General features: G+C 62.9%; 17 protein-coding genes and 1 pseudogene. 15 read left to right on the top strand and 3 right to left on the bottom strand.

All coding sequences use genetic code 11. The annotated features are described in order from the left end of the window. Positions 1-22: 22 nt before the first annotated feature. Entirely contained in the window at positions 23-1,474 is a 1,452-nt protein-coding gene (locus THIX_RS14185; RefSeq protein ID WP_112486720.1) for an MFS transporter, read from the top strand. 177 nt (positions 1,475-1,651) lie between these two features. Here THIX_RS14185 and THIX_RS14190 read toward each other — a convergent pair whose 3' ends face one another. Beyond that, complete coding sequence (locus tag THIX_RS14190) at positions 1,652-2,830, bottom strand: AI-2E family transporter (protein ID WP_112486721.1); 1,179 nt, start codon at positions 2,828-2,830, stop codon at positions 1,652-1,654. 100 nt (positions 2,831-2,930) lie between these two features. On the opposite strand from THIX_RS14190, the gene THIX_RS14195 reads away from it, so the two are divergent. Next, positions 2,931-3,683, top strand: a complete 753-nt coding sequence (locus THIX_RS14195) for a phasin family protein (protein WP_233224565.1) — start codon at positions 2,931-2,933, stop codon at positions 3,681-3,683. A 401-nt stretch (positions 3,684-4,084) separates the two neighbouring features. On the opposite strand, the gene THIX_RS14200 is transcribed toward THIX_RS14195, so the two are convergent. After that, positions 4,085-4,462 (bottom strand): carboxymuconolactone decarboxylase family protein, encoded by a 378-nt coding sequence (locus tag THIX_RS14200; protein WP_112486722.1) that lies wholly within the window; start codon positions 4,460-4,462, stop codon positions 4,085-4,087. A gap of 152 nt (positions 4,463-4,614) precedes the next feature. Here THIX_RS14200 and THIX_RS24310 point away from each other — a divergent pair. The 9 genes and pseudogenes from THIX_RS24310 to THIX_RS14240 all read left to right on the top strand — a co-directional run. After that, a pseudogene (locus THIX_RS24310) lies at positions 4,615-5,115 on the top strand (MFS transporter); the annotation flags it as partial. 19 nt (positions 5,116-5,134) lie between these two features. Next, positions 5,135-5,380 carry a ketopantoate reductase family protein gene (locus THIX_RS24895; RefSeq protein WP_371412923.1) on the top strand — a complete coding sequence of 82 codons (246 nt, stop codon included), beginning with the start codon at positions 5,135-5,137 and terminating at the stop codon, positions 5,378-5,380. Next, entirely contained in the window at positions 5,265-5,621 is a 357-nt protein-coding gene (locus THIX_RS14210) for a hypothetical protein (protein WP_371413006.1), read from the top strand. The genes THIX_RS24895 and THIX_RS14210 overlap by 116 nt, the downstream gene beginning before the upstream one ends. Before the next feature lie 167 nt (positions 5,622-5,788). Beyond that, the gene (locus THIX_RS14215; RefSeq protein WP_112488388.1) at positions 5,789-6,211 is read left to right on the top strand and encodes a YciI family protein; all 423 of its coding nucleotides are present in this window, start codon (positions 5,789-5,791) and stop codon (positions 6,209-6,211) included. A 92-nt stretch (positions 6,212-6,303) separates the two neighbouring features. Then, a complete protein-coding gene (locus tag THIX_RS14220) occupies positions 6,304-6,765 on the top strand; it encodes a VOC family protein (RefSeq protein ID WP_112488389.1) in 462 nt (153 codons plus the stop codon). Between the two features lie 50 nt (positions 6,766-6,815). Next, positions 6,816-7,205 carry a VOC family protein gene (locus tag THIX_RS14225; protein WP_112488390.1) on the top strand — a complete coding sequence of 130 codons (390 nt, stop codon included), beginning with the start codon at positions 6,816-6,818 and terminating at the stop codon, positions 7,203-7,205. A 28-nt stretch (positions 7,206-7,233) separates the two neighbouring features. Continuing rightward, on the top strand, positions 7,234-7,590 hold the full coding sequence (locus THIX_RS14230) for a YciI family protein (protein WP_112486723.1): 357 nt from the start codon (positions 7,234-7,236) through the stop codon (positions 7,588-7,590). Positions 7,591-7,688: 98 nt separating this feature from the next. Further along, positions 7,689-8,174, top strand: a complete 486-nt coding sequence (locus tag THIX_RS14235) for a VOC family protein (protein WP_112486724.1) — start codon at positions 7,689-7,691, stop codon at positions 8,172-8,174. A gap of 64 nt (positions 8,175-8,238) precedes the next feature. Continuing rightward, entirely contained in the window at positions 8,239-8,649 is a 411-nt protein-coding gene (locus THIX_RS14240) for a hypothetical protein (RefSeq protein ID WP_199195303.1), read from the top strand. Between the two features lie 149 nt (positions 8,650-8,798). On the opposite strand, the gene THIX_RS14245 is transcribed toward THIX_RS14240, so the two are convergent. Next, complete coding sequence (locus THIX_RS14245) at positions 8,799-10,154, bottom strand: IS1182-like element ISThsp16 family transposase (RefSeq protein ID WP_112484377.1); 1,356 nt, start codon at positions 10,152-10,154, stop codon at positions 8,799-8,801. On the opposite strand from THIX_RS14245, the gene THIX_RS14250 reads away from it, so the two are divergent. From THIX_RS14250 to THIX_RS14265, 4 genes are all read left to right on the top strand, one after another. Continuing rightward, positions 10,118-10,474, top strand: a complete 357-nt coding sequence (locus tag THIX_RS14250) for a dihydrofolate reductase family protein (protein WP_199195304.1) — start codon at positions 10,118-10,120, stop codon at positions 10,472-10,474. The two genes, THIX_RS14245 and THIX_RS14250, sit on opposite strands and share 37 nt — an antisense overlap. A 51-nt stretch (positions 10,475-10,525) precedes the next feature. Continuing rightward, positions 10,526-11,071, top strand: coding sequence for a DUF4256 domain-containing protein (locus tag THIX_RS14255; RefSeq protein WP_112486725.1), 546 nt, complete (start codon positions 10,526-10,528; stop codon positions 11,069-11,071). 172 nt (positions 11,072-11,243) lie between these two features. Continuing rightward, the gene (locus THIX_RS14260; RefSeq protein ID WP_112486726.1) at positions 11,244-11,585 is read left to right on the top strand and encodes a YciI family protein; all 342 of its coding nucleotides are present in this window, start codon (positions 11,244-11,246) and stop codon (positions 11,583-11,585) included. A 214-nt stretch (positions 11,586-11,799) separates the two neighbouring features. Continuing rightward, entirely contained in the window at positions 11,800-12,090 is a 291-nt protein-coding gene (locus THIX_RS14265) for a VOC family protein (protein ID WP_199195305.1), read from the top strand. The last annotated feature ends 38 nt before the right edge of the window (positions 12,091-12,128 follow it).

The following is a 12,128-nucleotide window of genomic DNA, read 5'->3' on the forward strand; positions in this document are numbered from 1 at the left end:
CAAAGACATCAGGAGACAAGACATGGCTTCAATACCCGTAACTCCAGCATCGTCGCCACAGGACTTGGCTTCAAGACCTGTCGCTGCGGCGCTTTCGCCCCAGAATCCAACCATCGCCGCGCGCATCGACCGCCTGCCGCCTTCCAGAACCGTGCGCAACATGGTGGCCTTGTTGTCGCTGGGTGGTTCATTCGAGTTCTACGACCTGTTCCTCACGGCCTACATCGCCCCCGGCCTGTTCAAGAGCGGGGTGTTCACCGCCACCACCAAGGGCCTGTTCGGCATGGAGGGCATCGCCAGCTTCGTCGCCGCGCTGTTCGGCGGTTTGTGGGTGGGCACCTTGTTCGTGAGCTGGCTGTCGGACCGGTATGGGCGGCGCGCGGTCTACACCTGGTCGCTGCTGTGGTACTGCGCGGGCACGCTCATCATGGCGTTTCAGCACACGGCGATGAGCATCGACATCTGGCGCTTCATCGCTTCCATCGGCATCGGCGTGGAGCTGGTGAACATCGACAGTTACGTGTCGGAAATGGCACCCCGCGCGCAACGCGGACAATATTTCGCATTCAACCAGGTCTTTGCCTTCGCAGCGGTTCCGGTGGTGGCGTTCCTCGGGTGGATGCTGGTTCCGCAGCAAATCATGGGACTGGACGGCTGGCGCTGGGTGGCGATCATTGGCGCGATTGGCGCGGTGTTCGTCTGGTTCATCCGGCTGCGCCTGCCCGAATCTCCCCGCTGGCTGGCGCAGCACGGCCGGCACGAGGAGGCCGATCGCATCATGCGCACCATTGAGGGCAAGGTGCAGGCCGAGACGGGGCAGCCGCTGCCGCCGCCGGTCGTGGTGGCGGGAGAGGACGAAACGGTGCGCGGCGCATGGATGGAAATGTGGCACGACGCCTACCGTCGCCGCACCACCATGCTCATCCTGTTCAACATCTTGCAGACCGTTGGTTTTTACGGCTTTGCGGTCTGGGCACCGACCTACCTGATTTCAAAGGGGCTGGATGTCACCAAATCGCTGGAGTACACCTTCATCATCGCGATGGCCAATCCCGTGGGGCCACTGATCGGTTTGGTGTTTGCGGACCGATTCGAGCGCAAGTGGCAGATCGGCATCGCTGCCCTGGTGGTCGCCGGTGCCGGCTTGCTGTTCGCCAATTCTGCGGCGGCGCTGCCGATTGTGCTGTTCGGCATCCTGGTCACGCTGGCAAACAACTGGATGAGCTTTGCGTTTCATGCTTACCAGTCCGAGCTTTACCCGACGCGCATCCGGGCGCGAGCTGTGGGCTTCGTGTATTCGTTCAGCCGCATCAGCGCGGTGTTCAGCGGATTTTTGATCGCTTGGCTGCTGGGGCACTATGGAGCCATGGGGGTGTTCAGTTTCATCGCCGCAGCCATGGTGGGGGTTTTCCTCGTCGTTGCCACGATGGGCCCGAAAGTGACGAAGCGCCGGCTGGAGGATATTGCACGCTAGCCATGCTGCGTCATGTATTAAAAGGCTGCGCGGTTCCCAGACTCTGCCGATCTCTGGGCGCCGCGCACCGGCATCGGACGCGCCAGCGCATACCCTTGGCCGGCCGTGGCGTCCTATGTGAAGTCTGAAAACCGAGCTTGGCACGGCCAGATCATCAGGTCGGCAGCGCGAAGCCGCTCAAGATCCGAGAAATTCACCAATCGGCTTCAAGCCATCCAAACGATCACAGACTGCCTTGACGATCATCAGAATCGGCACCCCAAGCAGTAAGCCCCAGACCCCCCAGAGCCACCCCCAGGCGAGCAATCCGACAAAGACGGCCACCGGGCTGAGTTGGCTGCTGCGACTGGTCAGCCAAGGCGTCAGCAAATTGCCAACCAGCGTATGGATCCCCAGGGAAACCCCGCCGATGACCAGGGCCATGTCGAGAGAGCCAAACTGCAAAAAAGCGACCAGTCCCGATGTGGATGCCGTGATCAGTGAGCCGACATAAGGCACCAGGTTCAAGACACCCGCCACAATGCCCCAGACTGCGGCGTTTTGTAGACCCAGCGCCATCAGCGCCAGCCCGGTGAGCACGGCCACCAGCGCACTCGTGAAAATCTGCACTTGCAGATAGCGCTGGATCTGATCGGTAATTTCATGGAGAGCTTGCAGCGTGATTTTCTTGCTGCTCAAACTCGGGCCGGCCAGCTTGATCAGCTTGCGTCGGAAGCTGTCGCCAGAAATGATCAGGAAGTAGGTCAGGAACAGGACGGCTGCGGTCTGACCAAGCAGGGTCAACAAGCCGATCGTGCTCGACCACAAATAGTCTTTGACATTGAAACTCGAAGGCTCAACGACCACGCGCATGGCTTCATGGCTGTTGCGAACCTCCCTCCGATTCCCGGCCGCCTTTTCAATTTGGGTTGCGGCTTTTTGCACCGTCTCCAGTGCTGTGTCGTGATTTCCATTGCTGGGCTTGATCTCCATCCTGAACTTTTGGACGGCAGCCGGTAAGGCGACAACCAGCCTCGTCGCCTGGTTACTCAGCAGGTACGCGGCAACGCCTACTGCGCTGCAAATCGTCAACAGGATCAAGGCGGCACCGAGCCAGCGAGGTATGCGTCGGTGTTCCAGCCAGTTCACCGCCGGCGAAAGTGCGTAGCTCAGCATCAGACTCGTCATGAGCGGTATGAAAACGGCCTTGGCCCAGCTCAGTACGAAGATGCTTGCCAGCGCGGCCAGAAGCACCAGCGACATGCTGCGAATGTTGACCGGAACATGCATCAGCAACGGCGTCGGCTCGCTCGCACTGCGCTCTTGCACCGCATGCGGCAGGGGTAATGTCGGGCTGTTGTCGTCGTCTTCGCGCATGATGTGCTTTCATCAAAAGTTCTCGAGAACATCGCCGACGAAGCGCGATGGAATGCATCCAACTGCCTGCTCCAGAGTTCCGCATGCAAGATCCGAACCCATGAAATGGGTTGCCTGGGTCGCGCGGCAGGTCCTATTCCAAGAATCGCGCTGCCCTGATGCGGTGATCTCTTTCAGGATTGCTGGCCTGGCGCACGGTCTGCTCACACCCCAGTGCAGTTCCTTGGGTTCCTTGTATTGTTGTTGTATTGGCCCGGGAGCCGTCCTAGCATGCAAACTCCACTTCAAGGAAAGGATGGCCATGAATCCCGAACAGTTGATTGCCGCGCAAAAAGCCCAGTTCGAAAATCTGTTCAATATGGTGACCAAGACCATGGACAGCATGGAAAAGCTGGTGACCCTCAGCATGCAGACCGTGAAGTCCACCTTGCAGGATAGTGCCGAGGAGACCATGGCCAAGATGTCGGCCAAGGATTTGCAGAGTCTGACGACCCAACAGGGCCAGTGGATGGAACCGATGGCCGAACGCATGCTGAGCTATGCCCAACATGTGCAGCAGATCACTTCTGGTGCCCAGGCTGAAATCGCCAAAAATGCAGAGGCACAGGTGGCGGAGATGCATCGCCAGTTCATGGCCCTGGTCGAAAGCTCGGCGAAACACGCCCCAGCTGGCTCCGAGCCCGCCGTGGCGATGATGAAGACGGCCATCCAAGGCGCCAACGCTGCTTACGACTCGGTGCGCAAAGCGTCCAAGCAAGCTGGCGAAATGGCCGAGACGAATCTGTGTGCAGCCACGACTGCCGCGCGCAAATCGGTCGAAGCCGCCTCGGCCAGGTCCAAGCGCAAAACCTGAGACCAGGCTGCCGAATCGACCTCAACCCCGTTGGAGTCCAGCATCGAGGCGTGGGGCACCGCTGGCCTCGGGGGTTTCCTCGTGCATGCGCTGCGCGGAGAGATGCGGCCCTAGCCAAACATCGTTATTCCTGATCCGTCAGTTGCGAATGGACCAGCTTGAGACCCTGCAGCATCGGCGGGCTGGCGATGATCTTTTCGCGATCGCAAGTGATGGTGATCTGCGCGATTTTGCTGGGCTGGGCCTTCTGGATCGTGCAGTCGAACGCAGCCTGAGCACCCTCGGCGTCATTCCAGGTCGACGGCTTGGCGGAGGCGGTCGGCAGGTGTCAGGCTGCGAGGACAGTCAGCGCCCGCGCAGCCGGCTGCAGTGTCATGGTCATGCCTCCAAACGGTCCAGGCTCAAAGCCCCAGCTCCTTGAACACTTCGCGCGCAATGCGAAAACTATCGATGGCGGCGGGTGCGCCACAGTAAACGACTGCCTGGAGGAACACCTCCTTGATTTCGTCCCGAGTCACCCCGTTGGTGAGGGCTCCCCGAATGTGCAGCTTGAGTTCGTGCGGCCGGTTGAGTGCGGTGAGCATGCCTAAATTGAGCAGGCTGCGGTCACGACGCGACAGACCGGGGCGAGACCAAATCTCGCCCCAGGCGTACTCGGTCACCAAACTTTGCAGGTCGCGGTTGAAATCGTCGGCACTGCTGATGGCAGCGTCCACATAGTCGGCCCCCAGCACGTCCTTGCGGACAGCCAGGCCACGGTCGTATCGATTTTGATCCATCTGGTTCTCTATCAAGCATCGATGCATGGCGTCGAGTCAGAAAAAACTCTTCGCACGAGCAGGATGACGAAAGCTGCGAGATCGCCTTCAATGAGGCGAATCAAGTCTAAGGCAACGCTGGACAAGTCCCTCGTGCGCATCGCATCCGCGCCTCGGGCGGTCTGCGGCGCTACGGAGAAGCCGACGACGCGCCAGCCCAGGCCGAGGCACCGAAGGCCAACCCCATCGCCATGGCCTTCGGCGCCCTCGGCAAGGCCGTGAAGGTGCGCGACTTCTGGCTGCTCTTCTTCAGCTTCTTCATCTGCGGCGCGACCACCAACGGCTATATCGGCACGCACTTCATTGCCATGTGCGGCGACCACGGCCTGCCGGTCTTCGCCCTGTTCTACGGGCTGGATTGGGTGGCCACCGTGCCGCCGACCGTACGCCTCACGAACGATGCGTTCGGCAGCCGCGAGGCGCCCATCGTGCTCGGCTGGATCGTGGCCGGTCACCAGATCGGGGCGGCCTTTACCGCGTTGATGTGAGGGATCCTGCGCAGCAGCTACGGCAATTACGCCTTGGCCACGACCCTCTCCGGCATCCTCGGATTGGTTGCCGCCGTGCTGGTGCTGCGCATCCGCAGTCGCCCGGTGCGCGTGGTTGCCGCTTGAGTCGCAAAGGGCCTCGATCATGCGAATACTTGTCATCGGCGCCGGAGTGATCGGCGGCTATTTTGGCGGCCGGCTGCTGCAAGCAGGTCAGAACGTGACCTTTCTCGTGCGCGCGCCGCACGCTGCAACTCGGGATCTCCGGTTTGCAAATCCAGAGTCCGCTCGGCCACGTCGCCATTCACGAACCGGCCACCGTCCAGGCGGAGAATTTGCGCACCCACTTCGACCTCATCGTGCTGTGCTGCAAGGCTTACGACCGGGATGACGTCATCTTGGAGCGCACGCGCGAAATCCTGACCACGGAAGGTTCCACATTGACGGCCTCGGTGCTTCGTGACATCGAGAACGGCTCCCGCATCGAAACCGACCACATCGTGGGAGACATGCTCCAACGTCGAACTGAAGCCGGGCTTGAGTCGAGTGGCGCCTCTCTGGCTTTCCATCGCCTATGCCATCTGAAGGCCTATGAGGCGCGCAGGGCTGGAACTGCAAGCAAGGCACCTTGATGACGCCATGAACGCGTGATTGCGGACGTCATGGGCCGCGGTGCAAAATTTCGTGTGCTGGCCACATGCTTGGCCGCGTGATGTCGATCCGGCATCGTCTGGCGCGTCGTATCGGCAGGGCGCGGTCATTTGCGCTGCCCCGTCACCCCATCCAGCAGGAGACCGCCATGCGCTTCATGATCATCGTCAAGTCCAATCCTGAATTCGAGGCCCAGGCCAGCACCGGCTTCCAGCCCGAGCCCACCGTATTCGCCGAGATGGCCGCCTACCACGAGGAACTGGCGCGCGCCGGCGTGCTGCTCGAAGGCAACGGCCTCAAACCCAGCCACACCGGCTGGCGCGTGCGTTACGACGGCCAGCGCCGCACCGTCATCGACGGCCCGTTCACCGAATCCAGGGAGCTGATCGCCGGCTACACCCTGATCCAGGTGCAGTCGCGCGAGGAAGCGCTGGAATGGGCGCGGCGCTTTCCCAACCCGGTCGGCCAAGGTCAGCCGGCCGAGATCGAGGTGCGCCAGCTGTTCGAGCTGGACGACTTCGCGCCATCCGGCGAGGTCGAGCGCTTCCGCGCCCTCGATGCTGCGAAATAAAACCGGCGTGCGTGTCGATTTGCGCCGACCTGGCACGTCGTTCGAACAGGGCGCCAGGCAACGCCCTCAACCCGACGCAACAGGAGATCATCATGAGCAAGGTCAAAGCCATCCCCGACGGCATGCACAGCCTCACGCCGCATCTGGTCTGCCGCAACGCTGCGGCGGCGATCGACTTCTACCGCCGCGCTTTCGGCGCCATCGAGCAGTTCCGCCTGCCGACGCCAGACGGCAAGCTGATCCACGCCTGCGTGCTGATCGGCGACTCGCAGCTGTTTCTGTTCGACGAGATGCCCAAGCACGGCGCACTCGGCCCGCAGGCGCTGAAGGGCTCGCCGGTGACGATTCACCTGCAGGTGCAGGACGCCGATGCCACATTCGCGCGCGCGGTGGACGCCGGCGCGAAAATCACCATGCCGCTGGCCGACCAGTTCTGGGGCGACCGCTACGGCCAGTTGGAAGATCCGTTCGGTCACCACTGGGCCGTCGCCACCCATGTGCGCGACCTCAGCCCGGAGCAGATCCGGGTTGCGGCGGCCGAGGCCATGCGATGAGCGGCGCTGGGCAAAATCCAACTTTCATCCTGCTTGCCAAGGAGCACACCATGGAGCGCAATCCCGTCGGCTGGTTCGAGATCTATGTGCAGGACATCGCCCGCGCGCGCCGTTTCTACGAGGCCGTATTCCAGTGCAAGCTGCAGCGGCTCGGCACGCCCGCTTCCATGCAGGATGCGGGCATGGAGCTGTGGGCCTTTCCGGCGCAGCCGGAACGCCGGGGCGCGGGAGGTGCGTTGGTGAAGATGCCTGGCGCGCCCTCCGGCGGCCTCGGCACGCTGGTGTATTTCAGCTGCGCCGACTGCGCCGTGGAAGCCGCCCGCGTGGCGCCTGCCGGCGGGCGCATCGAGCGGCCCAAGATGGCCATCGGCGACTACGGCCACATTGCGCTGGCGGTCGACACCGAGGGCAATACCATCGGCCTGCATTCGATGCAGTAGCCGCCGCGCAAGCCAAGGGAGCGAGTCCATGAAATTTCTGTTGTCGATCGTCGAGCCGCGCGGCCAGCGCGAAGCGCGCAGCGAGGCCGAAGGCCGCGCGTGCTACGAGGAGATGCAGCGCTTCGGTGAGCAGTTGGCCGCGCGTGGCCAGTTGCTGGCCAGCGAGTCGCTGCGCCCCGACCGTCACGGCGTGCGCGTGCAGGTGCACGAGGGCAAGCCGCAGCTGCGCGACGGCCCGTTCGCCGAGGCCAGGGAAATGATCGGCGGTTTTTTCCTGCTCGACTGCGCCAGCCTGGACGAGGCCGTCGCCATCGCTCAGCGTTGTCCCGCCGCGCGCTTCGCCACCGTCGAGGTGCGCGAGTGCGCGCCCTGCTATGTGCAATGAAACGCGCGGCACCCCGCACGCTTCGCGCAAGTGTCGACGCGCGGATCGAAGCGCCTGCGGGGACGACCGGCCTTGATATTGATTGATGGAGAAACCTCGTGACGAAGATTGCCAAAAACACAATTTGCCTCTGGTTCGACGGCACCGCTGAGGACGCGGCGCGGTTCTATGCCGCCACCTTTCCCGATTCCTCGGTCGAGGCGGTGTACCGCGCGCCGGGCGACTATCCCGCCGGGAAGCAGGGCGATGTGCTGACGGTCAAGTTCACCGTGATGGGCATTCCCTGCCTCGGGCTCAACGGTGGGCCCGCTTTCAGGCATAGCGAAGCCTTTTCGTTCCAGATTGCCACCGCCCACCAGGCCGAAACGGACCGCTACTGGCATGCGATCGTCGACAGCGGCGGCGAGGAAAGTGCGTGCGGCTGGTGCAGGGACAAGTGGGGTTTGTCGTGGCAGATCACCCCGATGGCGCTGACGGAAGCGATTGCCGACCCCGACCCTGCAGCAGCCAAGCGCGCGTTCGACGCAATGATGACGATGCGCAAGATCGACATCGCCACGATCGAGGCGGCGCGGCGCGGCTGACTCGAAACCACCGTCGCTGCGCCCATCAACGTGAGGCCGACACCCCACAAGCGCGAGGAGAACCATGCACAAAGTCTTCGTCAACATCGGCCTCAGCCTCGATGGCTACATGGCGCCGGAAGGCATGACCATGGGCAAGCCCGAGCACAAGAACTGGGGCGCCAGGTGGGGTGCGCTGATGGGCTGGCTCATCAAGCAGCAGTCCTTCCGCGACAACCTCAAGCTCGGACCGGGCGGCGAGACCGGCCCGGTCAACGACCTGGTTCGCGGCACCATGGAGCGCATCGGCGCCAGCATCACGGGCAAGCGCATGTTCGACCAGGGCGAGGTCGCCTGGCCCGAGGAGGCGCCGTTTCACACCCCGGTCTACGTCCTGACCCATCAGCGGCGCGAACCCTGGGTGCGCCCTGGCGGGACGACCTTCCACTTCATCACCGACGGGCCGCAGCGTGCCCTAGGAGGCTGTCGGACTTGAACCCGAGCGAATCCGATTGATCAGTGCGACGCGTTTTTTTTGACAGCGGCGCGCTGATCGAACGCTCTCGATGGTTGGCGAGACACTGTGAGGGCACATGGGGCGGCCTGGGGACTCGGTTTTGGCGTGGTCGGGGCGCACTATTGCCCTCACGCGGCTCGCAGGACGTGCATGCGCTTGATGTTCCAAGCCATGGTCACCAAGCTCCATTCGCCTTGTGCCTTGGCCAGCCCGCGCATGCTCATCTGGCGCCAACCCATCACTTGCTTGATGATGCCGAACACCGGCTCCACTGTCTGCTTGCGCAGGCCGTACAGGGCTCGGCCTGCTTGCGTGCCCAGGCGGTGTGCCATCTGCACGAGCGGATCCGTCGTCTGGGGCTCGGGCACATCGGGTGCAAAGCGCCCCATCACCGGCGTGTGATGCGACTCCCGCTTGAGCGCCAGCAGCGGCTCGATACCCGCGTCGTTGCACGCGATCACGTTGGCTTGGCTGAAGAAGCCGTTGTCCGTGATGAGCGTGTGCACCTCGCCCAGCACCGCGGGTAACGCTTGGATCTGCTGCAGCGTAGGCACAACTTCGCGCTTGTCGTTGGATGCCTGGCTCACATGCTGGGTGATCACCATCATCGTCGCGATGTCCACGCCGGCTTGTGCGTTGTAGCTTTGCTCGAAGCCCCCACCCGACACGGGCATGATGCGCGACTCTTCATCCGTGAGGTTGACCTGATCGCTGCTCCGGGGGCCGGCCTCTGGCGGCTCAGGGTCCTTGCCGCGCGGCTTCTTGCCCGCCTCGCGCTGGGCTTGGCGCTTGGCGGTCTTGGCCTCGTACTCCTGCTGCTCGACCTGATGGCGTTCGCTGGCGCGCTGCTCGATCTTGGCCTTGGCCTGCGCGATTGCGCTCAAGCGATCTGCACGCAGGGCGATCTCCGCCGGCACATCCATGCCGTCGGGTACCGTCGCGCGGTCGCTGTTCTCTGCCAGCGCCAGCAGCGTTTGTACTTCCTGGCGCAGCTGCGCCTCGATCTTGTTGGCATGAGCCCACGACAAGGCCTTGTGCTTGCTGGCGTTGGCGTCGATCTTGGTGCCATCCAGCGCGATGTGTCCGAGCTTGAGCAGCTTCATCTCGCGCGCCAGAACCAGCACCTGCACGAACAGTGCCTCCACCTCCTTCAAGAAGCGGCGGCGGAACGTCGCCAGCGTGTCGTGATCGGGGTGGGTATTGGCCGCAACAAAGCGGAACGCCACCGAGTCGTAGGTCGCCCGCTCGATCTTGCGGCTGGAGTGCACGCCGTTGGCGTAGCCGTAGATCAGCAGGCCCAGCAGCACCGCCGGATGGTGCGCCGCCGAGCCCCGGCCTGCGTACTGTCGGGCCAGATCGCCCAGATCAAGCTGCTCGATGACTTCGACCACGAAGCGCGCCAAGTGATCAGTGGGCAGCCATTCGTCCACCGACGGTGGCAACAGATATGCGGTGTCTCGGTCAACAGGGACGAAGCGGCTCATCGGCTCGGGCTCTCGGTTGTGCAGCAGCAATTGTCTCGGATAGCGTCTTCATCCGGAAGACCGCAAAGTCCGACAGTCTCCTAGAGTTGGCTCGGGAATCCGCAGGCAGTCGTGATATTCGTATCGCGGGTGGAGCGGATGTGATCCAGCAGTACCTGAACCTGGGTGCCATCGACGAACTGGAAATCGCCCTGGCGCCGGTGCTGTTCGGCGGCGGGCGGCGCCTGTTCGAGAACCTGCGCGAGCCCGCGCCGCGGTTCCGCATCGACCGGGTGCTGAATGGCCCGGCCGCCACGCACCTGCGCTATGTGCGTGAGTAACAGCGGCCTGATTCGTTCGGCATCACGCAACGCTCTCAGCGAGGAAATCTCATGAAGTCCTTTGTCCCACAAGAGTTGATCGAGACGCTGAAGGTCCGGTTCGAAAAGAACGTGCAGCGCCACAAAGGCATTGCCTGGGAGAAGGTGCAGGCCACGCTCGAAGCAAGCAAAGCGGCACTCCAGTCGCTTGGCGAGATGGAGCGATCTGGCGGTGAGCCGGATGTGATCGGCCACGACAAAGAATCCGGCCAGTTCCTGTTCTGTGACTGCACTGCGGAGAGTCCGGCAGGGCGCCGCAGCCTGTGCTACGACCGCAAGGCGCTGGATGCGAGGAAGGAGAACAAGCCGAAAGGCTGCGCGGTGGATCTCGCCGCCGCAATGGGTGTCGAACTGCTGACCGAACAGCGCTATCGCGAGCTGCAGCAGCTTGGCGAGTTCGATACCAGGACATCCAGTTGGGTCGCGACGCCTGAAGCAGTCCGTGCGCTTGGCGGCGCCCTGTTCAGCGACCGCCGCTACGGCAAGGTGTTCGTCTATCACAACGGAGCCGAGTCCTACTACGCCGCCCGAGGCTTCCGCGCCTTGCTGCGCGTTTGAGCGGCTGCATCCGTATCCACCCCGCTTGCAGTCCACAGGAGCCCGCCATGCAAATCACCGTCGAAACCACCGTCGCCGCGAAATTGGCGGTCAACGACTCAGGTCCGGTCTAAAGCAAGTTAGGCCGCACACACACTTCGCAACCGTCATCAATCTCTAAGGAAAGCACACAATGGCCAAGTACCTGATCTCCTTCCCCAGCGCAGCGATGGTCGTGCCCGACGGCGAGTGGGAGGCGGTGGGCCGCGACGCGCACGCCGTGATCGATGAGGCGAAGGCCGCCGGCGTTTACGTCTTCGGCGGCGGTATCGACGAAGACGTGCCGCCTGTGCTCGTCTCGGCCGACGGTTTGGTCCCCGAGGGCGGCTACCCGTGGGCGCCCCCGCTTGACGGCGGCTTCACCGTGCTCGAACTGCCCTCGCGCGAGGAGGCCATCGCGTGGGCCGCGCGCATTGCGAAGGCCTGCCGGTGCGAGCAAGAGCTACGCGTCTTCGGGTTCGACCCGCGGTCCTGAGGGCGGCACTGAAATGGCGCAGGAAGCGCAGCCGAACAACTCATTTCTCTGGGAAGACCGAGACTGGCTCAGTCAGCTCATGCAGGCAACACACAATGAACTTCCCATGCCAAAACCCAAAAAGAAAAGTGCGTGGCCGAATTGCTACAGCGTGCTTCGCCACGGATGAATTTGCATGTTGTCCATCGTATTCCAAGTCAACAGGAGGCCATTCATGCTCCGCACGATCACCGTCAGCCTGCCCGTCGCCGACCTGAAAGCGTCGGTGGCTTTCTACACCGCCCTCGGTTTCGTCAGGAATCCGCAGTTCAGCAGCGACACGGCGGCGTTCATGACGTGGAGCGAGTCGATCAGCGTCATGCTCCTGACCCACGCAACGTGGCGCACGCTGACCACGCGCCCGATTCCGCCGAAAACATCGAGCGAGGTCGGACTCAATCTCTCGTGCGCGTCACCTTGCGCCAGCTCGACTTCCGATTTTCTACAACTCAGCGATGCATCATGATCGATGCCGCCGTCATCCACCCCATGCTCTGAACGACG

The organism is Thiomonas sp. X19, assembly GCF_900089495.1.
Classification (GTDB): domain Bacteria; phylum Pseudomonadota; class Gammaproteobacteria; order Burkholderiales; family Burkholderiaceae_C; genus Thiomonas_A.

Bases quoted from the DNA above. Each gene is read 5' to 3' on its own strand.
- THIX_RS14185 (WP_112486720.1), top strand. From the start codon at position 23: ATGGCTTCAATACCCGTAACTCCAGCATCGTCGCCACAGGACTTGGCT.
- THIX_RS14190 (WP_112486721.1), bottom strand. From the start codon at position 2,830: ATGCGCGAAGACGACGACAACAGCCCGACATTACCCCTGCCGCATGCG.
- THIX_RS14195 (WP_233224565.1), top strand. From the start codon at position 2,931: ATGAAATGGGTTGCCTGGGTCGCGCGGCAGGTCCTATTCCAAGAATCG.
- THIX_RS14200 (WP_112486722.1), bottom strand. From the start codon at position 4,462: ATGGATCAAAATCGATACGACCGTGGCCTGGCTGTCCGCAAGGACGTG.
- THIX_RS24895 (WP_371412923.1), top strand. From the start codon at position 5,135: ATGCGAATACTTGTCATCGGCGCCGGAGTGATCGGCGGCTATTTTGGC.
- THIX_RS14215 (WP_112488388.1), top strand. From the start codon at position 5,789: ATGCGCTTCATGATCATCGTCAAGTCCAATCCTGAATTCGAGGCCCAG.
- THIX_RS14220 (WP_112488389.1), top strand. From the start codon at position 6,304: ATGAGCAAGGTCAAAGCCATCCCCGACGGCATGCACAGCCTCACGCCG.
- THIX_RS14225 (WP_112488390.1), top strand. From the start codon at position 6,816: ATGGAGCGCAATCCCGTCGGCTGGTTCGAGATCTATGTGCAGGACATC.
- THIX_RS14230 (WP_112486723.1), top strand. From the start codon at position 7,234: ATGAAATTTCTGTTGTCGATCGTCGAGCCGCGCGGCCAGCGCGAAGCG.
- THIX_RS14240 (WP_199195303.1), top strand. From the start codon at position 8,239: ATGCACAAAGTCTTCGTCAACATCGGCCTCAGCCTCGATGGCTACATG.
- THIX_RS14250 (WP_199195304.1), top strand. From the start codon at position 10,118: ATGCGGTGTCTCGGTCAACAGGGACGAAGCGGCTCATCGGCTCGGGCT.
- THIX_RS14245 (WP_112484377.1), bottom strand. From the start codon at position 10,154: ATGAGCCGCTTCGTCCCTGTTGACCGAGACACCGCATATCTGTTGCCA.
- THIX_RS14255 (WP_112486725.1), top strand. From the start codon at position 10,526: ATGAAGTCCTTTGTCCCACAAGAGTTGATCGAGACGCTGAAGGTCCGG.
- THIX_RS14260 (WP_112486726.1), top strand. From the start codon at position 11,244: ATGGCCAAGTACCTGATCTCCTTCCCCAGCGCAGCGATGGTCGTGCCC.
- THIX_RS14265 (WP_199195305.1), top strand. From the start codon at position 11,800: ATGCTCCGCACGATCACCGTCAGCCTGCCCGTCGCCGACCTGAAAGCG.